This window comes from Pseudomonas poae, from assembly GCA_028869255.1.
In the GTDB taxonomy this organism is placed as follows: domain Bacteria; phylum Pseudomonadota; class Gammaproteobacteria; order Pseudomonadales; family Pseudomonadaceae; genus Aquipseudomonas; species Aquipseudomonas poae_C.
Genome location: CP110972.1, coordinates 3,821,959 through 3,841,515, shown reverse-complemented (window position 1 = coordinate 3,841,515; position 19,557 = coordinate 3,821,959). Strand labels below are relative to the sequence as shown.

Annotated in this window: 19 protein-coding genes; 9 read left to right on the top strand and 10 right to left on the bottom strand. The window is 60.7% G+C overall.

Annotation, left to right across the window (positions count from 1 at the left end; genetic code table 11):
• The first annotated feature begins 121 nt into the window (after window positions 1-121).
• On the top strand, window positions 122-1,255 hold the full coding sequence (gene earP / locus LRS56_17285) for an elongation factor P maturation arginine rhamnosyltransferase EarP (protein ID WDU60630.1): 1,134 nt from the start codon (window positions 122-124) through the stop codon (window positions 1,253-1,255).
• A 49-nt stretch (window positions 1,256-1,304) separates the two neighbouring features.
• Window positions 1,305-1,877, top strand: a complete 573-nt coding sequence (locus LRS56_17280; GenBank protein ID WDU60629.1) for an elongation factor P — start codon at window positions 1,305-1,307, stop codon at window positions 1,875-1,877.
• 65 nt (window positions 1,878-1,942) lie between these two features.
• Here LRS56_17280 and LRS56_17275 read toward each other — a convergent pair whose 3' ends face one another.
• The 4 genes from LRS56_17275 to LRS56_17260 form a co-directional block, all read right to left on the bottom strand.
• Window positions 1,943-2,959 (bottom strand): alpha/beta hydrolase, encoded by a 1,017-nt coding sequence (locus LRS56_17275; GenBank protein WDU60628.1) that lies wholly within the window; start codon window positions 2,957-2,959, stop codon window positions 1,943-1,945.
• Window positions 2,960-2,986: 27 nt separating this feature from the next.
• Entirely contained in the window at window positions 2,987-3,406 is a 420-nt protein-coding gene (locus LRS56_17270) for an organic hydroperoxide resistance protein (protein WDU60627.1), read from the bottom strand.
• Window positions 3,407-3,660: 254 nt separating this feature from the next.
• Window positions 3,661-4,113 carry a MarR family transcriptional regulator gene (locus tag LRS56_17265; protein WDU60626.1) on the bottom strand — a complete coding sequence of 151 codons (453 nt, stop codon included), beginning with the start codon at window positions 4,111-4,113 and terminating at the stop codon, window positions 3,661-3,663.
• Window positions 4,114-4,192: 79 nt separating this feature from the next.
• Window positions 4,193-5,143, bottom strand: a complete 951-nt coding sequence (locus tag LRS56_17260) for a LysR family transcriptional regulator (GenBank protein WDU60625.1) — start codon at window positions 5,141-5,143, stop codon at window positions 4,193-4,195.
• A gap of 108 nt (window positions 5,144-5,251) precedes the next feature.
• On the opposite strand from LRS56_17260, the gene LRS56_17255 reads away from it, so the two are divergent.
• Window positions 5,252-6,001: a sulfite exporter TauE/SafE family protein gene (locus LRS56_17255; GenBank protein WDU60624.1), complete on the top strand. Its 750-nt coding sequence runs from the start codon at window positions 5,252-5,254 to the stop codon at window positions 5,999-6,001.
• Here the strand turns inward: LRS56_17255 and LRS56_17250 are convergent.
• Window positions 5,991-6,872, bottom strand: a complete 882-nt coding sequence (locus LRS56_17250; protein WDU60623.1) for a LysR family transcriptional regulator — start codon at window positions 6,870-6,872, stop codon at window positions 5,991-5,993. The two genes, LRS56_17255 and LRS56_17250, sit on opposite strands and share 11 nt — an antisense overlap.
• A 70-nt stretch (window positions 6,873-6,942) precedes the next feature.
• On the opposite strand from LRS56_17250, the gene LRS56_17245 reads away from it, so the two are divergent.
• Together LRS56_17245 and LRS56_17240 are read left to right on the top strand one after the other, a co-directional pair.
• Window positions 6,943-7,149, top strand: a complete 207-nt coding sequence (locus LRS56_17245) for a DUF1127 domain-containing protein (GenBank protein ID WDU60622.1) — start codon at window positions 6,943-6,945, stop codon at window positions 7,147-7,149.
• 45 nt (window positions 7,150-7,194) lie between these two features.
• Window positions 7,195-8,412, top strand: coding sequence for a winged helix-turn-helix domain-containing protein (locus tag LRS56_17240; protein WDU60621.1), 1,218 nt, complete (start codon window positions 7,195-7,197; stop codon window positions 8,410-8,412).
• 186 nt (window positions 8,413-8,598) lie between these two features.
• Here the strand turns inward: LRS56_17240 and LRS56_17235 are convergent, their stop codons facing one another.
• The gene (locus LRS56_17235; GenBank protein WDU60620.1) at window positions 8,599-9,945 is read right to left on the bottom strand and encodes a 3-deoxy-7-phosphoheptulonate synthase class II; all 1,347 of its coding nucleotides are present in this window, start codon (window positions 9,943-9,945) and stop codon (window positions 8,599-8,601) included.
• Window positions 9,946-10,069: 124 nt separating this feature from the next.
• Here LRS56_17235 and LRS56_17230 point away from each other — a divergent pair, with 124 nt between their 5' ends.
• On the top strand, window positions 10,070-10,825 hold the full coding sequence (locus LRS56_17230; GenBank protein ID WDU60619.1) for a spermidine synthase: 756 nt from the start codon (window positions 10,070-10,072) through the stop codon (window positions 10,823-10,825).
• Window positions 10,826-10,932: 107 nt separating this feature from the next.
• On the opposite strand, the gene LRS56_17225 is transcribed toward LRS56_17230, so the two are convergent.
• The gene (locus LRS56_17225; protein ID WDU60618.1) at window positions 10,933-11,724 is read right to left on the bottom strand and encodes a crotonase/enoyl-CoA hydratase family protein; all 792 of its coding nucleotides are present in this window, start codon (window positions 11,722-11,724) and stop codon (window positions 10,933-10,935) included.
• A gap of 423 nt (window positions 11,725-12,147) precedes the next feature.
• On the opposite strand from LRS56_17225, the gene LRS56_17220 reads away from it, so the two are divergent.
• Window positions 12,148-13,821: a DEAD/DEAH box helicase gene (locus LRS56_17220; protein WDU60617.1), complete on the top strand. Its 1,674-nt coding sequence runs from the start codon at window positions 12,148-12,150 to the stop codon at window positions 13,819-13,821.
• Between the two features lie 206 nt (window positions 13,822-14,027).
• Here LRS56_17220 and LRS56_17215 read toward each other — a convergent pair whose 3' ends face one another.
• A complete protein-coding gene (locus LRS56_17215) occupies window positions 14,028-14,795 on the bottom strand; it encodes a class III extradiol ring-cleavage dioxygenase (GenBank protein ID WDU60616.1) in 768 nt (255 codons plus the stop codon).
• Window positions 14,796-14,899: 104 nt separating this feature from the next.
• Here LRS56_17215 and LRS56_17210 point away from each other — a divergent pair, with 104 nt between their 5' ends.
• A complete protein-coding gene (locus LRS56_17210) occupies window positions 14,900-15,556 on the top strand; it encodes a thiopurine S-methyltransferase (GenBank protein WDU60615.1) in 657 nt (218 codons plus the stop codon).
• Window positions 15,557-16,512: 956 nt separating this feature from the next.
• Here LRS56_17210 and htpX read toward each other — a convergent pair.
• Both htpX and LRS56_17200 read right to left on the bottom strand, forming a co-directional pair.
• Window positions 16,513-17,400: a protease HtpX gene (gene htpX, locus LRS56_17205; protein WDU60614.1), complete on the bottom strand. Its 888-nt coding sequence runs from the start codon at window positions 17,398-17,400 to the stop codon at window positions 16,513-16,515.
• A 304-nt stretch (window positions 17,401-17,704) separates the two neighbouring features.
• The gene (locus LRS56_17200; GenBank protein WDU60613.1) at window positions 17,705-18,916 is read right to left on the bottom strand and encodes a pyridoxal phosphate-dependent aminotransferase; all 1,212 of its coding nucleotides are present in this window, start codon (window positions 18,914-18,916) and stop codon (window positions 17,705-17,707) included.
• A 202-nt stretch (window positions 18,917-19,118) separates the two neighbouring features.
• Here LRS56_17200 and msrB point away from each other — a divergent pair, with 202 nt between their 5' ends.
• The gene (gene msrB / locus LRS56_17195) at window positions 19,119-19,511 is read left to right on the top strand and encodes a peptide-methionine (R)-S-oxide reductase MsrB (protein ID WDU60612.1); all 393 of its coding nucleotides are present in this window, start codon (window positions 19,119-19,121) and stop codon (window positions 19,509-19,511) included.
• The last annotated feature ends 46 nt before the right edge of the window (window positions 19,512-19,557 follow it).

Below are 19,557 nucleotides of genomic sequence, written 5' to 3'. Positions count from 1 at the left end.
GGCAGGCATTGACGGCATGGTGGCGATTGTCGCACAGCCGCTGTGCAGAATAATCGCGATCAAGCCTTCTGCATCAGGGCATTTATGCGGACAATCGAGCCTTTGAGCGTTGGAGCCCGGAATGAAAGCCCGCTGGGATATTTTTTGCAGCGTCGTCGACAACTACGGCGACATCGGCGTGACCTGGCGCCTGGCCCGGCAATTGGTGGTGGAGCACGGCTGCGACGTGCGTTTGTGGGTCGATGACCTGCGCGCCTTCGAACGCATGTGCCCCGAAATCGATGTGCACTTGAGCCAGCAATGGCAAGAAGGCGTCGAAGTACGCCATTGGCCCGCCGAATGGGCGGGGGCCCCCGCGGCGGATGTGGTGATCGCCGCTTTTGCCTGCCAGTTGCCGCCCGACTACATGGAAGCCATGGCTGCGCGCGCGCGTGTGCCGTTGTGGATGAACCTGGATTACCTGAGTGCCGAAGACTGGGTGGTGGGTTGCCATCGCTTGCCGTCGGTGAAGTTCAAGGGCGTGCAGAAGTACTTCTTTTTCCCGGGTTTCAAGCCCGGCACCGGTGGTTTGTTGCGCGAGGCGGGGTTGCTCGAGCAGCGTCAGGCGTTTCAGCAAGATGGCGCTGCGCAGCGCCAATTCCTGCAAGGCTTGGGGGTATTTCCCGCAACCGATGCGCGGTTGATCTCGCTGTTCGCTTACGAAAACCCCGGGCTTGCCGGTTGGCTGGACGTATTGTCGACGGACGGGCGTGCCACTCATCTATTGGTGCCGGAAGGGCGAATCCTCGGGGATGTGCAGCGCTGGCTTGGCGTGGAGGGCCTGGCGGTGGGGGCTATGCATCAGCGCGGTGCTTTGACCGTGCAGGTGCTGCCGTTCGTGCGCCAGGCGCAATATGACCGCTTATTGTGGTGCTGCGACTTCAACGCCGTGCGTGGCGAAGACTCCTTCGTGCGCGCCCAATGGGCCGCCCGGCCCCTGTTGTGGCACATCTATCGCCAGGACGAAGACATCCACCTCGACAAGCTCGACGCCTTCCTGGCGCTGTACACCGCGGCCTTATCACCGGCCGCAAGGGCTGCGCTGGTCGCACTGTGGCAAGCCTGGAACACTGATGGCGATATGGCACTTGCGTGGAAAATGCTCCTCGAGCACTGGCCGCAGATCAGTTTGCATGCCCAGACGTGGTCTCTGGAACAAGGCTTGCAGGCCGATCTTGCGACGGCGCTGGTACAGTTTTATGAAAGTTGGATATGATACGCGACCTTGATTTTTGTAAATCCCATCCAAATTTCGGATATACGCAATGAAAACTGGTAAAGAACTGAAACCCGGTACAGTGATCCGTCTCGAAAACGACCCTTGGCTGGTTCAGAAAGCTGAGTTCACCAAGTCTGGTCGTAACAGCGCAATCATGAAGACCAAGCTGAAGAACCTGCTGACCGGTTACAAGACCGAGATCGTCTACAGCGCCGATGACAAGCTGGATGACGTGATCCTCGACCGTAAAGAAGCGACCCTGTCCTTCATCAGCGGCGACACCTACACGTTCATGGACACCACCGACTACACCATGTACGAGCTGAACGCTGAAGACATCGAAGCCGTTCTGCCGTTCATCGAAGAAGGTATGGAAGACGTCTGCGAAGCTATTTTCTTCGAAGAGCGTCTGGTTTCCGTAGAGCTGCCGACCACTATCGTGCGTAAGGTTGCCTACACCGAAGGTTCCGCTCGCGGCGACACTTCGGGCAAGGTCATGAAGCCTGCCAAACTGAGCAACGGTACCGAACTGCAAGTAGCCGATTTCATCGAAATCGACGACCTGATCGAGATCGACACCCGTGAAGGTGGTTCGTACAAAGGTCGCGCCAAGAAGTAATTCTGGCCCCGCCGATACGAAAAAAGCCCGACCTTGAGTCGGGCTTTTTCATGGGCGTTCAGTGCTTATTTCAGATGTTGCTTAAGCTCATCCGAAGCTTGCAGCAAGGCCGAACGCACCGCAGGGACCTGGCTGACCACGTTGAGCAAACCGTAGTCGTGGATCATGCCGTTGTAACGCACGGCGGTCACCGGTACACCGGCCTGATCCAGCTTGCGTGCATAAGCTTCGCCTTCATCACGCAGCACGTCGGCGCCGGCAGTCTGAATCAGCGCGGGCGGCAAGCCCTTGAGCTGATCCGTGGTGGCCCGCAACGGCGAGGCGTAGATCTCGGCGCGCTGGTTGGCGTCGGTGGTGTAGTTGTCCCAGAACCACTTCATCATGTTTTTGGTGAGGAAGTGCCCTTCGGCGTATTGGTTGTAGGACGCGGTCTCGAAGCTGGCGTCGGTCACCGGCCATAGCAGCAACTGGAACTTGATCGCCGGGGTGCCCTTGTCCTTGGCCATCAGGCTGACCACCGCCGCCATATTGCCGCCGACACTGTTACCCGCTACCGCCAGGCGCTTGCCGTCGACGTTGATTTCCTTGCCGTGCTCAGCCACCCACTTCGTGGCGCCGTAAGCCTGGTTGATCGCCACCGGGTAGTGCGCTTCCGGGGATGGCGTGTAGTTGACGAACACCGCCACCGCCCCTGAGCCCACCACCAGGTCCCGCACCAGGCGTTCGTGCGTGGGGTAATCCCCCAGCACCCAACCGCCTCCGTGGAAGAACATGAACACCGGCAATGTGCCCTTGACCCCGGCCGGCCGCACGATGGTCAGGCCCAGCGGCTGGCCATCGACCTGAATGGTCTTCTGGCTGATATCGGCCTTGGGCAGCGTCAGCTTCACACCCGCCTGGGCCCCCGTCAGCACGGCGCGGGCCTCCTTGGGCGTCAGCTGTTCCATCGGTTTGCCGGTACCGGCGTTCAATACGTCCAGAAATGCCTGGGTGTTGTGCTCCACATCGCCTGGCGCGGCGAAGGCGGTATTGATCGACAGGGCGAGCAGGGTGCCGGTGAGCGCTTTACCAATTGTGTTCATGTTCTTCTCCTGGGGCGGCAAAGGTCATTACACGGTTACGTGCAGGCGGACATCGACGTTGCCACGGGTGGCGTTGGAGTACGGGCACACCTGGTGGGCGGCGTCGACCAGGCTTTGCGCGTCGTCCTGGGCCAGGCCCGGCAGGCTGATGTGCAGGTCGATGTCCAGGCCGAAACCGCCAGGGATCTGGCCGATGCCGACGTGGGCGGTGATCGAGGCGTCATCCGGGATTTTGCGTTTGGTCTGGCTGGCGACGAATTTCAGGGCGCCGATAAAGCAGGCCGAGTAGCCGGCGGCAAACAGCTGTTCAGGGTTGGTGGCTTGGCCACCGGCGCCGCCCAATTCTTTAGGGGTGGAGAGTTTTACATCGAGGATGTTGTCGCTGGAAACGGCACGACCATCACGGCCGCCGGTGGCGGTGGCTACTGCGGTATAGAGAGTTTGCATGGTGTCGTCCTCTTGGTTTTAAGCGCTAAATATTTGCGCGCTAAGTAGTTGGTGAGATGAATGTATAGCGCTAATGTTTAGTGCGCAAGATAAATTTATAAAATAGTTTGCAGTAGCGATTTTCCGGAGCGCCGCATAACCCAATGTGGGAGCGGGCTTGCTCGCGAAAGCGGAGTATCAGTCGACTGATTTATTGACTGATCCACTGCTTTCGCGAGCAAGCCCGCTCCCACATTGTTAGTGCTCAGAGGGCTTTAGATGGCGCCCTGCAGATTGCTGCGCAAGGCAATCAGGTCGCTTTGCAGCTTGCGCAATTGCGCAAGCTCCAGGCCGCTGGCGCCGAGGATGCAGTGCGGAATGCCCATGGCTTTTTCCTGCAGGGCACGGCCGGTGTCGGTCAATTCCACCACCACCACCCGCTCGTCTTCGCGGCTGCGGGTGCGGCTCAGCAGGCCCTCGGCCTCCAGGCGCTTGAGCAGCGGGGTGAGGGAGCCTGGATCGGTCAGCAGGCGGTTGCTGATTTCGCCCACGGTCAAACCATCTTCTTCCCACAGCACCATCATGGCCAGGTACTGCGGGTAGGTGAGGCCGAGGGCCTGCAGCAACGGCTTGTAGACCTTGGTCATCAACAGTGAGGTGGAATGCAGAGCGAAACACAGCTGGTTATCCAGCAGCAGCGATTCGCAGGGGTCAGGATTTTTGCTCATGGCGATGCCTCAAAAAGCGTGTATGGGCTGGAATCTAGCGGGCAAATCTTTAAGGCGCCAGATAATTCTGTCCGGGCGGTCAGACCAAGCCGCTTTGCAGCGCCAGATCCCAGGGGGGCACGGGGCTGAAACGCGACTTCAGGTACTCCAGCAGCAATCGACTCCGGGCGTTGGGCTGCTGCTCCAGGCGCAGCGCATAGATCCCGGTGGTTTCCGGACTGGGCAGGCCGCCTTCGCAAAACAGCGGCACCAGCTCGCCGCGCACCAGGTATTCACTGGCCAGCCAGGTCGGCAGGTGGGCGATCCCCAGTCCTGCGAGAGCCCCGGACAGCAGTGCTTCGGCGTTGTTGGCGCTCATGCGGATGCGCTGCGGACGATAAGTGGCGCGGCGCCCGTCCAGCTCGAAGCGCCAGGCGAACATCGGCGCCAGGCCATCCCAGTCCAGGCCGTCATGCTCGCTCAGTTCGCGCGGATGGATGGGCGTGCCACGGGTTTTCAGGTACGCCGGGCTGGCGCAGGCGATGCGCACGATACTGGCCAGCGGTGTGGCGATCAGCCGGGTATCGACGATATGCCCGGCACGCAGCACCAGGTCGACCTTGCCCAGGTGGGCGCCCTGCATATCCACAAAGCTGTCGATCAGGTGCAAGTGCACATCCAGGCCCGGGTACACGTTGAGAAAGTCGGCAATCACCGGCGCCAGATGCCGCCTGCCAAACGCTGCGGGCGCATCCACCCGAATCAGGCCCTCCGGCGCATGGCTCAGGGACACCGCTTCGGCCCGCGCCAGCTGCAACTCGTTGACGATCCGCCGCGCCCGCTCGGCAAAAGCCAGGCCCGCCGGGGTCGGCACCACCGCGTGGGTGCTGCGCTGGAACAAGCGGCTGCCCACGGAGCTTTCCAGGCTGTCGATGCGCCGGGCCACCGCCGAGGGCGTCAGCGGGTGGCGACGTGCGGCGGCGGAAAAGCTGCCGGTCTCTAAAACATCCAGAAACAGGCCCAGTTGATCGGTCAGGGTATTCGGGTTCATTGGCAGTCGCTTATGCGAAATTGGCACAGCCATTGTGCGTTGCTGTGCGTTTCCGTGCCAGAGGCGACTGCGTAGCATGCATGGCTTGGGATTGTGGAGTGGCAAGCGGTGTTCGATTTAGTGATGTACCTGGTATTGGGCGCGGCCCTCGGCACGGTGGGCGGGCTGTTTGGCATTGGTGGCGGGTTGATTGCGATCCCGGTACTCGGCGTATTGTTTGGCCTGGATCAGCAACTGGCCCAAGGTACGGCGCTGGTGATGGTAGTGCCGAATGTGATGCTGGCCCTGTGGCGTTATCACCAGCGCAATCGCATCGAACTGCGGCATGCGTTGCCATTGGGCGTCATGGGCTTCAGCTTTGCCTGGCTCGGTTCGATCTGGGCGGTGGGGCTGGACGCGGGCGCCATGCGCATCGGCTTTATCGCGTTTTTGCTGACGCTTTCGGCCTACAACCTGTTGCGAATGTTCACGCGCAACGCGCCGCCTACGGCACAGATGCGTTACTCCTGGCCCTGGCTGGGGGTGCTGGGCGCGGCGTCCGGCTCCATGGGCGGTTTGTTCGGTGTCGGCGGCGCGGTGGTTGCCACCCCGGTGCTGACCAGCCTGTTCGGCACCACCCAGGTGGTCGCCCAGGGCCTGTCACTCGCCTTGGCGTTGCCCAGCACCGGCGTGACTCTGGTTACCTACGCCTGGCACCACGAGGTGGACTGGATAATCGGCGTGCCACTGGCCGTGGGTGGCCTGCTCAGTATCAGTTGGGGCGTGAAGGTGGCCCATGCGCTGCCGGAGCGCGTATTGCGCGGCCTGTTCTGCGGCTTTCTGGTGGTGTGCGCGGTGATGCTGACGTTTAAAGTTTAAAACCCTCGAGGATGTACTCGGCCAGGCATTCGGTGATGGGCGAGGTCATCCCCGGGTTGCGCAGCAATCGAAGGTTCATCGACGGCAGCGGCGGAAACCCTTCCTCAGCAGTCAACACGCGCAGGTCTTCGGTGACCAGGCTTTCCATGCTGACCATCACCGCCAGGCCGGCGCTGACCACCGCCTGGATCGCGGCCACATTGGAGCTGTGATAGGCCAGGCGATAGTCGCGCCCGGCGGCGTCCAGCGCCGCCCGGGTCCACTGCGTGCAGAAACTGTCGACCCCGGAAATCGCCAACGGCAGGGCTTCATGCTCGTCCATGCAGAAGCACGGTGCGGCTACCCACACCATGCGCTCGGTGCGCAGCAGTTCGCCGATTTCATTGCCGGGCTCGCGGCTGATCACCGTCAGCGCCAAGTCGCGGCGTTGCATCAGCACGGTAGACGCTTCGCAGTGCATCTCGATCTGGATCAGCGGGTACGCCTTGGAGAACCGTTTGAGGATCCCCGGCAGGAAACGCATCACGTAGTCATCCGGCGTGCCGATGCGCACCAGCCCCACCATATGCGGCTCGCGCAGGGTGTTGAACACCTCGCTGTGCAGTTTCAGGATGCGTCGCGCATACCCCAGCAGCACCTGGCCTTCGGGCGTCAGCCGCACTTGCCGGCCATCGCGCTCAAACAGCTTGCGTTGCAACACGTCCTCTTCCAGGCGTTTCATCTGCATGCTCACCGCCGATTGCGTGCGGTTTACCAGCTCGCCCGCTCGGGTAAAACCGCCTTGGTCGGCGATGGCGACGAAGGTGCGCAGCACTTCAGTGTCGATGCTCGGGTAGCCGGACAATTGATCAATCTCCGAGATGTATTGCATAAGAAGCATTCGTTGGATTGATCATAAGGCCAGGCACACACTCGCGTCATCCCCACTGGAGGGCGAGAAGATGAAAGGTCAAAGAGGTTTTGTATTGATGGCGAAACGCCCGTTTTCCGGGCTGTTTCACAAGGTCGCTCGTTGGCAGGCGTTGCATGAGGAGCGTCAGTTGCTGGCGAGCTTGAGCGATGATGCGCTCAAGGACATCGGGCTCAACCGTGGCGATGTCGAGCAGGATCGCCATCTGCATTTCTGGCAAGACCCGCTGCGAAAGTGAGCCGGGATGCAGTAGGGTGGTGGGCGTGCCCTCACGGAGAACCCCATGCCCGCCAACCTGTGTTTTTCACTCAAACAAGCTCGACGCATGGCGCTGGCCGCCCAGGGGTTTTCCGGGCGCCAGGTGCCTGCATTGATCAAGGCTGCGCACCTCAACCGCTTGATCGAGCGCCTCGGTGTGTTGCAGATCGATTCGGTCAATGCGGTGGTGCGCTCCCATTACCTGCCGCTGTTTTCCCGCTTGGGCAATTACTCCCCGCTGCTGCTTGAGCAGGCAGCCTGGAGCCAGGGTCGGCGGCGTTCGCTGTTTGAATACTGGGGCCATGAGGCGTCGCTGCTGCCCTTGGCGTTGTACCCGTTGATGCGCTGGCGCATGGAGCGGGCCAAGCGCGGGCAGGGGATCTATGCGCAGATGGCGCGTTTTGGCCGCGAGCAGCAGGCGACCATTCGGCGTGTGTTGCAGACCGTGGAGCAACAAGGCGCGCTGGGCGCAGGCAGCTTGTCGACCCGCGAGGAGCGCGCCGGACCCTGGTGGGATTGGAGTGATGAAAAACACGCGCTGGAATGGCTGTTCGCCGCAGGCCAGGTCACCGTTGCCGGCCGGCGCGGCTTCGAACGGCTCTATGATTTGCCGGAGCGGGTGATCCCCGCTGACATCCTTCAAGTGGCTGTGAGTGAAGACCAGGCTCAGCGCGGCTTGTTGTTGCACAGCGCGACCGCATTGGGCGTCGGCACCGAAAAGGATCTGCGCGACTATTTCCGCCTGGACCCTGCCGACAGTCGCAGCCATTTGGCGGAGTTGGTCGAAGAAGGGCGGTTGCAGGTGTGCCAGGTGCAGGGCTGGAAGCAACCGGCATATTGCTTGCCCGAGTCCAAAGTGCCGCGCAAGGTACCGGCCAGTGCCTTGCTGTCGCCGTTCGATTCGCTGATCTGGGAACGCAGCCGCACCGAGCGACTGTTCGACTTCCGCTACCGCCTGGAGATTTATACCCCGCAAGACAAACGGGTGTATGGCTACTATGTGCTGCCGTTTCTGCACAATGAACGTATTGCGGCGCGCATCGACTTGCGCGCCGAACGCGCCAATGGGCGTTTGGCGGTGCATGCGGTGCACGAAGAGGAGCCGGGGCTGGATGAGGAGGGGATGCTGGCACTGGCATCGAACCTGCGGCAAATGGCCGACTGGCTGGGGCTGGAACAGGTCCAGCTCAACTGCCAGCGCCCGAGTGCCGATAGGTTGCGGGTAGCCTTGTTGCAGCGGTAAGCAGCCGCTGCTTTCGTGGCGAGCGGGCGTGGCGAGCGGGCTTGCCCGCGTTGGGCTGCGCAGCAGCCCCGGTTTAATCTCACCGCGTTTCTTCAGGCTGATGGTTTTAGGGCCGCTTCGCGCCCCAACGCGGGCAAGCCCGCTCGCCACAACAAGCCCGCTTGTCACAGGTTGAAGCATCAGTTATCAGCGTTTGACTTGCTTCAAGGTCTCGGCAATCAGAAACGCCAGCTCCAGCGACTGATCGGCATTCATCCGCGGGTCGCAATGGGTGTGGTAGCGATCCGACAGGCCGTCTTCGGTAATCGGCCGTGCGCCGCCGATGCACTCGGTCACGTTCTGCCCAGTCATCTCGATATGAATCCCGCCGGCATAGCTGCCCTCGGCCTGGTGCACCTGGAAGAACTCCTTCACTTCGCCGAGGATCTGCGCAAAGTCGCGGGTCTTGTAGCCGCTGCTGGCTTTGATGGTGTTGCCATGCATCGGGTCGGAGCTCCACAGCACCTGCTTGCCTTCGCGCTGCACGGCGCGAATCAGGTTGGGCAGGTGATCGCCGACTTTGCCTGCGCCCATGCGTGCGATCAGGTTCAGGCGGCCGGGATCGTTGTCCGGGTTGAGGATGTCGATCAGGCGGATCAGGTCGTCCGGGTTCATGCTCGGGCCGACTTTGACCCCGATCGGGTTGTTGACCCCGCGCAGGAACTCGACGTGGGCACCGTCCAACTGGCGGGTACGGTCGCCGATCCACAGCATGTGGGCCGAGCAGTCGTAGTAATCGTTGGTCAGGCTGTCGCGGCGCACGAACGCTTGCTCATAGTTGAGCAGCAGCGCTTCGTGGGCGGTGAAAAAGCTGGTTTCGCGCAACTGCGGCGAGCTGTCCATGCCGCAGGCGCGCATAAAGGCCAGGGTTTCGTCGATGCGATCGGCCAGTTGGCTGTATTTTTCGGCCAGCGCAGAGTTGGCGATAAAGTCCAGGTTCCACTTGTGCACCTGGTGCAGGTCGGCAAAACCGCCTTGGGCAAAGGCGCGCAGCAGGTTCAGCGTGGCGGTGGACTGGTGATAGGACTGCAGCAGGCGGTCCGGGTCCGGCACGCGGCTTTTTTCGTCGAAGCCGATGCCGTTGACGATATCGCCGCGATAGGCGGGCAGGGTAATGCCGTCGATGGTTTCATCGTTGGCCGAGCGCGGCTTGGCGAACTGGCCGGCCATGCGCCCGACTTTGACCACCGGGCAACCGGCGGCAAAAGTCATCACGATGGCCATCTGCAGCAGCACCTTGAAGGTGTCGCGGATTTTTGCGGCAGAGAACTCGGCAAAGCTCTCGGCGCAGTCGCCCCCTTGCAGCAGGAAGGCGCGGCCCTGGGTCACTTCGGCAAACTGACGGCGCAACTCGCGGGCTTCCCCGGCAAACACCAGTGGCGGGTAGCTGGCCAGGTTCTGCTCCACTTGCAGCAAGTGTGCAGCGTCCGGGTACTGGGGTTGTTGCTGGATCGGCAGGGCGCGCCAGCTGTCGGGGCTCCAGGGTTGGCTCATCATGAACTCGTTTGGCTGATTGACGGTCGGGCGCCAATGTTATCAGCAATTAGTGCGTGACCTGTTGCCGCCGCTTGGCCGACAATCGCGGCTTTGCCGTGCGGTAAACCCTTTAGGAGTTGTGATGAGCGAGGAGCGTGTCGAGCGCCTGCTGGCCGAAGTCCATGATGATTTCGGCATGATCCGTGTGCTCGAAGTGGCCGATTACCGGTTTCTTGAATTTGGCGACGCCATCGAGCAAAGCTGCGTGTTCACCGCCGACCCAAGCTGGCTGGAGTACGACTACACCCGCGCAATGCTGATTGGTGCGTTGTGCCATGAGCAGCCGGAGAGCGCGCTGTTCCTCGGCCTGGGTGCCGGTACGCTGACCCAGGCGTGCCTCAAGTTCCTGCCGCTGGAAGACGTCGAAGCCATCGAACTGCGACCGGATGTGCCGCGCCTGGCCATCGAGTACCTGGGGCTGGACGACGATCCACGCCTGTACATCCGCATCGGAGACGCCCTGCAATTGCTCGACACGGCCGAGTCAGCCGACCTGATTTTCGTCGACCTCTATACCGATGTCGGCCCCGGCGTGGGGCACCTGGCCTGGACCTTCCTGGAAAACTGCCAAAAGAAACTCAACCCGGGTGGCTGGCTGGTGATCAATCAGTGGGCCACCGACGACGGCAAGCCGCTGGGGGCCGCGTTGCTGCGTGGCTTGTATCACCGGCATTACTGGGAACTGCCGGTGAAGGAGGGCAATGTGATTTTGCTGGTGCCTTCGGAGCTGGATCAGGAGTTGAACCTTGATGCGCTGATGGCGCGTGCCGACGCTTTGGAGCCGCGGTTGGGCTATTCGTTGCAGGCGCTGATCAAGGCGATTCGGCCGGCGACTTAGTCGTCATCGTGGGCAAGCCCGGCTCCCACAGTTGAAGTGTGTTCACCGGTTGAAATGCATTCCCCTGTGGGAGCGGGCTTGCCCGCGATGAAGCCAGCACGGTCAATTCAAATCCCCTTGAACACCCCCGGCCGCTTCTCAACCATCGCCCGCACACCTTCCTTGGCGTCTTCGCTGTTGAGCAGTTTATCGACCATCGGCGGTAACGCGGCGGCGGCGACGGTTTCGCCTTCCATACGGGCCAGGCGCGCCGACATCAACGTGGCCTGAACGCCAAGCGGCGCCTGGCGTGCGATGCGGCTGGCCAGCTCGATGGCGCGCGGCAGCAGATCTTCACTGGCCATCACCTCCTGCACCAGCCCCAGGCGCAGGGCGTCATGGGCGTCGAACTCATCGCCGGTGAGCAACCAGCGCATCGCGTTGCCCCAGCCGGCGACCTGATGAAAGCGCAACGTGGCGCCGCCAAACGGGAAAATCCCGCGCTGCACTTCCATCTGTGCAAAGCGCGTGTTGCTCGCGCACAGATTGATATCCGCCGCCAGCATCAACTCGATACCGATGGTCAGGCAGTAACCCTGGGCCGCCACGATCACCGGTTTATTGACCCGTGGGCCGGCGAATACGCCCCATGGATCGCATCCCCCCAGCGGCGGTTGCCAGCCTCCCGCCATCACGCCGCTGACATTGGCCAGGTCCAGCCCGGCGGTGAAGTGGTCGCCATGGGCAAACACCACGGCCACCCGCGCCTCGTCGTTTCGATCAAATTCGCCATAGGCCAGGCTCAGTTCATTGAGCAAATCCAGGTCAAAGGCGTTGCGCTTGGCCACCCGGTCCAGGCCCAACAGCAGGACATGGCCCTGGAGTTCACGGCTGACGCGGCTGCTGCTGGCTTGATTCATGGGGTGTGCCCTCGGGCGCAATGAAGGGTTTCAGACCAAAGGGTCTCGAACTACAGATGAACCGTTTAAGCGTTATCACCAGCAGGGCCGGGCCTTTGAAAAATAGACCCTGGCGCGCCTCTGTGCAAAGACTGTGACGCAGCGCGGTTTGTCAGCCTTTTCCGATAAAAAAAGCTCCCTTTTTCAGGTATTTCCGGTATAGTGCGCGCCGGCCTTTAACCGGGCCGCGTTTAGGTAGCGCAATTCCCCGAAGTCAGCTTCGGCTGCACGTCCGCACAGCGGACTCTTCCTTGACGAATCTTTTTCATTCATTCGTTTTCGCAAATCCCCGCCGACAAAGCAGCCAGGGCGACTCTTGAGTCTCAACACGGCATGCGCAGCTTTGGAGCATGGGTCTTTGCGGATGCACTTAGAGGCAGACCCATGACCCAGGAAACCGGCGGCTTCGCCGCTTTTAATCTTAACCCGAACATTCTTGCTGCCGTCATCGCGACCGGCTACGAAGAACCTTCGGCTATTCAGCAGCAATCGATCCCGATCATCATGGCCGGCCAGGACATGATTGGCCAGGCGCAAACCGGTACCGGTAAAACCGCCGCGTTCGCCCTGCCTATCCTGCACTGCATCGATCCTGCCAAGCGCGAGCCGCAAGCCCTGATCCTGGCGCCAACCCGTGAGTTGGCGCTGCAAGTAGCAACCGCTTTTGAAACCTACGCCAAGCAAATGCCAGGCGTAACCGTTGTGGCCGTTTACGGCGGCGCGCCTATGGGCCCACAACTTAAAGCAATCCGTAACGGCGCACAGATTGTTGTCGCCACTCCGGGCCGTCTGTGCGACCACCTGCGTCGTGACGAGAAAGTGCTGTCGACCGTGAACCACCTGGTTCTCGACGAAGCTGACGAAATGTTGAAGCTGGGCTTCATGGATGACCTGGAAGTCATCTTCAAGGCGCTGCCACCGACCCGTCAGACCGTACTGTTCTCGGCCACCCTGCCACAGTCGATCCGTGCCATTGCCGAACGCCACCTGCGCGATCCGCAACACGTGAAGATCCAGACCAAGACTCAGACCGTTACCGCGATCGAACAGGCTCACCTGTTGGTTCACGCTGACCAGAAAACCTCGGCTGTATTGAGCTTGCTGGAAGTCGAAGACTTCGACGCCCTGATCATGTTCGTGCGCACCAAGCAAGCGACCCTGGACCTGGCCAGTGCCCTGGAAGCCAAAGGCTACAAAGCCGCTGCGCTGAACGGTGACATCGCCCAGAACCAACGTGAGCGCGTGATCGACTCCCTCAAGGATGGCCGTCTGGACATCGTTGTGGCGACCGACGTTGCTGCCCGTGGCCTTGACGTTCCACGTATCACCCACGTGTTCAACGTTGACATGCCTTACGATCCAGAGTCCTACGTGCACCGTATCGGCCGTACCGGCCGTGCGGGTCGCGAAGGTCGCGCACTGCTGCTGGTGACTCCGCGTGAGCGCCGCATGCTGCAAGTGATCGAGCGTGTAACCGGTCAGAAAGTTGCCGAAGTCCGCCTGCCGGATGCCCAGGCTGTTCTGGATGCGCGCATCAAGAAACTGACCAACAGCTTGTCGCCACTGGTGGCTGACGCTGAATCGACCCACGGCGACCTGCTGGACCGCCTGACCGCCGATATCGGTTGCACCCCACGTGCCCTGGCTGCAGCCCTGCTGCGCAAAGCTACCAACGGTCAGGCCCTGACCCTGGCAGCCATCGAGAAAGAGCGCCCACTGGTGCCGAACAACGCGCCACGCGGTGATCGTCCAGAGCGTACTGGCGACCGTCCAGACCGTGGTGATCGTGAGCGTCGTGCTCCGGTTCCATTGGCTGAAGGTCGTGCTCGTTGCCGTACCGCGCTGGGCGCGCGTGATGGTATCGCCGCCAAGAACCTGCTGGGCGCTATCCTCAATGAGGGTGGCCTGGCACGTGAAGCTATCGGTCGCATCCAGGTCCGTGACAGCTTCTCCCTGGTGGAGCTGCCGGAAGACGGTCTGGAAAAACTGCTGGCCAAGCTGAAAGACACTCGCGTTGCCGGTAAGCAGTTGAAGCTGCGTCGTTACCGCGAAGATTGATCTGCCCTTGGGCTGATTGATCGCACATAAAAAATCCCCGACTGGTTCGGGGATTTTTTTGCTTTGGATTTCTGGATCGGCACTCAATCAGCTGTGGGAGCAGGCTTGTGTGGGAGCCGGGCTCGCCCGCGATGCAGGCGCCTCGGTCTCATCGTAAACCGAGGTGATGCCATCGCAGGCAAGCCAGCTCCCCCTTTAGACTTCCGTTAGCCGAAGCGGTAGATGTCCATTCCAAGAGCGCCCATGGTGAAACCTTGGTGCGCGATGCTGAACTCGCCCCCGGCGCCGCGTGCAAAGTACAGCGGCAACAAATGCTCATCACTGGGATGGCTGCGTACGGCATGCGGTGCTTGGCGGCGATAGTCATGCAAGGCGCTTTCATCGTTGGCCGCCAGCTTGGTTACTACCCAATCACGGAAGTCACGCGCCCAAGGCTCGATGCTTTCAGGCCCGGCGTGCCAGTTAAGCTCACCCAGGTTATGGGTGATGCTGCCGGAGCCGATCAGCAATACACCTTGTTCGCGCAAGCCGGCGAGGGCATGCCCGACCCGGGTTTGCAGGGCGGGGCCCAGGCGGCTGGGCAGGGAAACCTGTACCACCGGGATGTCCGCCGCCGGGTACATCAACGACAGTGGCACCCAGGTGCCGTGGTCGAACGGGCGGCGGTCGTCAATGCGTGCATCCAGGCCATCGGCGTGGAGCAGTTGCACAATCTCGCCGGCTAACTGCGGGTCGCCCGGCGCCGGGTACTGCACGGCAAACAACTCACGGGGGAAACCGCCGAAGTCGTGCCAGGTTTCGGGCGCGGCGTTGCCGCTGACCAGCAGCTCCTGGCTTTCCCAGTGTGCCGATACCACCACAATCGCTTTTGGCCGTGGCAGCTCAGCGGCAAGACGCGCAAGGGCAGGGCCGCTGGCGCCGGGTTGCAGGGCGAGCATCGGCGAACCGTGGGAGATAAACAGGCTGGGGAACATAAGTGGGGTCCTGAGCGTTAACATGGGCCCATCTTCAATCAGATCATTGATCTAAATCTAATATAAGTTTTAGCACCATTTGATCGAATTTTTAGGGGTGATCCATGGAACCCAAGTTTTGGCAGGAGCGCTGGGCGCTCAATCAGATTGGCTTTCATTTGCCGCAGGTTAATCCTTACCTACAGCGCCATTGGCCGCATTTGGCCCTGGAGGAGGGCGCCAAGGTGCTGGTGCCGCTGTGTGGTAAAAGCCTGGATTTGATGTGGCTGGCGAGTCTGGGGCTGCGGGTTATGGGCGTGGAGTTGTCGCAGCAGGCGGTTGAGGCGTTTTTCAGTGAGCAGGGGCTTACGCCGCGTATTAGCCAGCGGGGTGGGTTCAAGGTGTACCAGGCTGATTTGATTGAGCTGTGGTGTGGGGATTTCTTTGCCCTGGAGGCTGAGGCGCTTTCAGGTTGTGATGCGGTTTATGACCGCGCTGCGTTGATTGCGTTGCCACCGTTGATGCGGGCGCGGTATGCCGAGTGTTTGAATCGGCTGCTGCCGTCGGGTTGCCAGGGGCTGTTGATTACCCTTGATTACGATCAGACGCAAAAGGCTGGGCCGCCGTTTGCTGTTAGCCATGAAGAGGTGAGGGTGTTGTTTGGGCCGTGTTGGGGGCTGGAGGTGTTGGAAGAGCAGGATATTTTGGGGGAGAGCTGGAAGTTTGTGCAGGATGGGGTTACGCGGCTGGAAGAGCGGGTTTATTGGCTGACCAGGGGGTAGTCGGGTTTTTTGGGGGGCATATCCATTTTTCTGGTAGCGGCTGATATTGGTTCCGCTCTTACAGCGGGTCACTTTTTGAAGAGCGCAAAAAGTAACCAAAAACGCTTCGCCCCATCACTTGGTGCCTCGCCTAGGCTCGGCATGCCCTCACTCCGGCTTGAATCCGTGGGCCGCCGCGATGGGCCATCCTTGGCCCAGCGCGGCTAACCCGGCGTCCTGCCGGGTTGCCCACGGATTCAAGCCTGCGTTCGGCCATCGTGATTGACGGGGCGCCTGAGATCAAAAGCGCAGATCAAAAGATCGCTGACTTCGTCAGCGGTAAGGATGTAAGGGCCAGATCAAAAACAAAGCAAAGCGAGGCGGCCTGACAGCCGACCTAATCATTAAAGCCTTCCTCGGTTCAAATGTGGGAGCTGGCTTGCCTGCGATGGCATCAACTGGGTGCCACTGATACACCGAGTTGCCTGCATCGCAGGCAAGCCAGCTCCCACAGAAAAGCACCCCACTGCGCACGCTGACCCGCTCTTGATCCACACCACTCAGGTCGGCTACTAGGCCGCCGTGCTCTGCTTTTGATCTTGATCTAGGCGCCCCATTAACCACGCTGGCCGCACGCAGGCTTGAATCCGTGGGTAACCCGGCAGGACGCCGGGTTAGCCGCGCTGGGCCATGGATGGCCCATCGCGGCGGCCCACGGATTCAAGTCTGCGTGCGGGCACACCGAGCCTAAGCGAGGTGCCGAGTGGTGGGGCAAGAGCCCTTTGGTTACTTTGGGGCTCTTTTCCAAAGTGACTCGCTGTAAGAGCGAAACCAATCCCAGCCGTTACTACAAAAATGGATATGTACCCAATCCAAAACCTAGCCCAGTTGCCAGGCCGCCACGGGCACAAATCCAGCGCAATAAAAAAAACACACAAAAAAGGGGCGATCAGATCGCCCCTTTTTCTACCTAGCTATCAACCCCGACGACGCAACGCGTCAATACGCTCTTCCAGCGGCGGATGACTCATGAACAGGCGAGCCATGCCCTGTTTGATACCACCGTTGATGCCAAAAGCGGTCAGGCTGTCGGGCATATGCACCGGCAGCCCCTGTTCGGAGCGCAGGTGTTGCAGCGCTGCAATCATCGCACCGGTACCGGCCAGGCGGGCACCAGCTTCGTCTGCGCGGAATTCGCGTTTGCGCGAGAACCACATGGTGATCGCGCTGGCCAGGAAGCCCAGCACCACTTCGGCGAAGATGGTCGCCACGAAGTAGGCAATGCCACGGCCTTCTTCGTTCTTGAAGATCACCTTGTCGACAAAGTTGCCGATGATCCGTGCGAAGAACATGACGAAGGTGTTCACCACGCCCTGGACCAGCGCCAGGGTGACCATGTCGCCGTTGGCTACGTGGCCGATCTCATGGGCCAGCACTGCTTTCACTTCATCGTACGAGAAGCGTTCCAGCATGCCCTGGCTCACCGCAACGAGTGCGTCGTTCTTGTTCCAGCCGGTGGCAAAGGCATTGGCTTCGTAAGCCGGGAAAATCCCGACCTCAGGCATCTTGATACCAGCCTCGCGGGACAACTGCTCGACGGTCTGCAGCAACCATTGCTCATGCCGGGTACGTGGCTGGGTGATGACCTGGGTGCTGGTGCTCATCTTCGCCATCCACTTGGAGATGAACAGCGAAAACAGCGAACCGGCAAAACCAAAGACCGCACAGAAAACCAGCAGCTGATTGAGGTTCAGGTCAACCCCGTTGGCCGCCATGAACCCGTTGAAGCCGAAAAGGCTCAGGGTGATGCTGGCAATCAGCACGACCGCCAGGTTAGTGGCCAAGAACAGCAAGATGCGCATCATGGTTGTAGAGTTCTCCTCATGCTTAATATGTCGCGTACTGCGGGGTATATAAGGTGCCGCATGGGGTGATTCAACCGGGCGACTATTTCAAACTGTGTCCTACAGCCAGAATGTAGAGCCTTGAAGGGAATTTCCGACGCAGAACAAGGGGCTGGCTCGCCTCGCCGCAGCCTCGCAGCCCCTTAATTACAGGGGGCAAGAGCCATGCTGGAAGCCCGGACAGCCAAGGCACGCAGCAAGGACAGAGAAGTGTTGCCAGATACTCGCCGTACGACCGAAAGTCGGTCGCACAGTGCCACATTCCTTACTGACGATAGGACTTGAGGAAGTTACCGATGCGACCAATGGCCATGTCCAGGTCATCCACACGCGGCAAGGTCACCACGCGGAAGTGATCCGGCCACGGCCAGTTGAACGCAGTGCCCTGTACAACCAGCAGCTTTTCCGACAGCAACAGGTCGAGCACGAACTTTTCGTCGTTGAGGATCGGGCACACCTTCGGGTCGATTCGTGGGAAGGCATACAGCGCACCCATGGGTTTCACGCAGCTCACGCCCGGGATCGCGTTGAGCAGCTCCCAAGTGCGGTTGCGTTGCTCAAGCAAGCGGCCCTGGGGCAGTACCAGGTCGTTGATGCTCTGATAGCCGCCGAGGGCGGTCTGGATCGCGTGCTGGCTCGGCACGTTGGCGCACAGGCGCATATTGGCCAGCATGTCGATGCCTTCGATGTAGCTCTGGGCGTTGTGCTTGGGGCCGGATATGGCGATCCAGCCGGAGCGGAAACCCGCCACGCGGTAGGACTTGGACAGGCCGTTGAAGGTCAGGCACAGCAGGTCCGGCGCCAGGGAGGCGGTGCACACGTGCACGGCGTCATCGTAGAGGATCTTGTCGTAGATCTCGTCGGAGAACACCACCAGGTTGTGCTGACGCGCCAGTTCGAGCATGCCCAGCAACACTTCCTTGGAGTACACGGCGCCAGTCGGGTTATTCGGGTTGATGATCACCAGGGCCTTGGTGTTCGGGGTGATCTTGGCCTTGATGTCGGCCAGGTCCGGGAACCAGTCGGCGCCTTCGTCGCACAGATAGTGCACAGGGTGGCCGCCGGCCAGGGTCACGGCAGCGGTCCACAGCGGGTAATCGGGCGCCGGCACCAGTACTTCGTCGCCGTTGTTGAGCAGGGCCTGCATCGACATCACGATCAGCTCGGACACACCGTTGCCCAGGTAGATGTCTTCGATGCCGACACCGTCGACCTGCTTCTGCTGGTAATACTGCATCACCGCTTTACGTGCGCTGAACAGGCCTTTGGAGTCACTGTAGCCCTGGGCGGTCGGCAAATTGCGGATCACGTCCTGGAGGATTTCATCCGGTGCTTCGAAACCAAAGGGCGCCGGGTTGCCAATGTTCAGCTTGAGGATGCGATGGCCTTCCTCTTCCAGGCGTTTGGCGTGCTTGAGCACTGGGCCGCGAATGTCGTAGCAGACGTTGGCGAGCTTGTTCGATTTGCTGACCTGCATGGCGATGTGATCCTGAAAATGAACGATCCAGACGGTGTGGACACTACCGTACTGCGAAACCTGCGGGGCCGGCACCCATAAATACGTTTGAATGCCGGTAGCGCGGGTGCCAGACTGGCGTTTTGAAGAGGCGCAATCATACGTGCCGCCTGATCCATGGAAAAGACACAGATCAGGCTTTTTCAGTTGCCGAGGTGTACCGATGGAAAAGTTGCAAAAAACCCTTGAAGAGTGGCGGGACATGCTCGATCCCGAGCAGTATCAGGTTTGCCGTCTCAAAGGCACCGAGCGTCCTTTCAGCGGCAAGTACAATGAAACCAAGACCGACGGTGTGTATCACTGCATCTGCTGCAACGAACCACTGTTCGATTCGGCCACCAAGTTTGATTCCGGTTGTGGCTGGCCGAGTTTCTACGCGCCGATCGCTGACAGCGCGATGATCGAGATCCGTGACGCCACCCACGGCATGATCCGCACGGAAGTCGTCTGCGCCAAATGCGATGCGCACCTCGGCCATGTGTTCCCGGACGGCCCGCCGCCGACCGGCCTGCGGTATTGCATCAACTCGGTGTGCCTGGACCTGGTGCCGCGCTAGATTAGCCGGCATCGTCCCAATGTGCAGGTGTGTGGGAGCTGGCTTG

Excerpts from the sequence above, each read along its gene's own strand:
- earP (WDU60630.1), top strand. The coding sequence starts at position 122 with ATGAAAGCCCGCTGGGATATTTTTTGCAGCGTCGTCGACAACTACGGC.
- LRS56_17280 (WDU60629.1), top strand. The coding sequence starts at position 1,305 with ATGAAAACTGGTAAAGAACTGAAACCCGGTACAGTGATCCGTCTCGAA.
- LRS56_17275 (WDU60628.1), bottom strand. The coding sequence starts at position 2,959 with ATGAACACAATTGGTAAAGCGCTCACCGGCACCCTGCTCGCCCTGTCG.
- LRS56_17270 (WDU60627.1), bottom strand. The coding sequence starts at position 3,406 with ATGCAAACTCTCTATACCGCAGTAGCCACCGCCACCGGCGGCCGTGAT.
- LRS56_17265 (WDU60626.1), bottom strand. The coding sequence starts at position 4,113 with ATGAGCAAAAATCCTGACCCCTGCGAATCGCTGCTGCTGGATAACCAG.
- LRS56_17260 (WDU60625.1), bottom strand. The coding sequence starts at position 5,143 with ATGAACCCGAATACCCTGACCGATCAACTGGGCCTGTTTCTGGATGTT.
- LRS56_17250 (WDU60623.1), bottom strand. The coding sequence starts at position 6,872 with ATGCAATACATCTCGGAGATTGATCAATTGTCCGGCTACCCGAGCATC.
- LRS56_17245 (WDU60622.1), top strand. The coding sequence starts at position 6,943 with ATGAAAGGTCAAAGAGGTTTTGTATTGATGGCGAAACGCCCGTTTTCC.
- LRS56_17240 (WDU60621.1), top strand. The coding sequence starts at position 7,195 with ATGCCCGCCAACCTGTGTTTTTCACTCAAACAAGCTCGACGCATGGCG.
- LRS56_17235 (WDU60620.1), bottom strand. The coding sequence starts at position 9,945 with ATGAGCCAACCCTGGAGCCCCGACAGCTGGCGCGCCCTGCCGATCCAG.
- LRS56_17230 (WDU60619.1), top strand. The coding sequence starts at position 10,070 with ATGAGCGAGGAGCGTGTCGAGCGCCTGCTGGCCGAAGTCCATGATGAT.
- LRS56_17225 (WDU60618.1), bottom strand. The coding sequence starts at position 11,724 with ATGAATCAAGCCAGCAGCAGCCGCGTCAGCCGTGAACTCCAGGGCCAT.
- LRS56_17220 (WDU60617.1), top strand. The coding sequence starts at position 12,148 with ATGACCCAGGAAACCGGCGGCTTCGCCGCTTTTAATCTTAACCCGAAC.
- LRS56_17215 (WDU60616.1), bottom strand. The coding sequence starts at position 14,795 with ATGTTCCCCAGCCTGTTTATCTCCCACGGTTCGCCGATGCTCGCCCTG.
- LRS56_17210 (WDU60615.1), top strand. The coding sequence starts at position 14,900 with ATGGAACCCAAGTTTTGGCAGGAGCGCTGGGCGCTCAATCAGATTGGC.
- htpX (WDU60614.1), bottom strand. The coding sequence starts at position 17,400 with ATGATGCGCATCTTGCTGTTCTTGGCCACTAACCTGGCGGTCGTGCTG.
- LRS56_17200 (WDU60613.1), bottom strand. The coding sequence starts at position 18,916 with ATGCAGGTCAGCAAATCGAACAAGCTCGCCAACGTCTGCTACGACATT.
- msrB (WDU60612.1), top strand. The coding sequence starts at position 19,119 with ATGGAAAAGTTGCAAAAAACCCTTGAAGAGTGGCGGGACATGCTCGAT.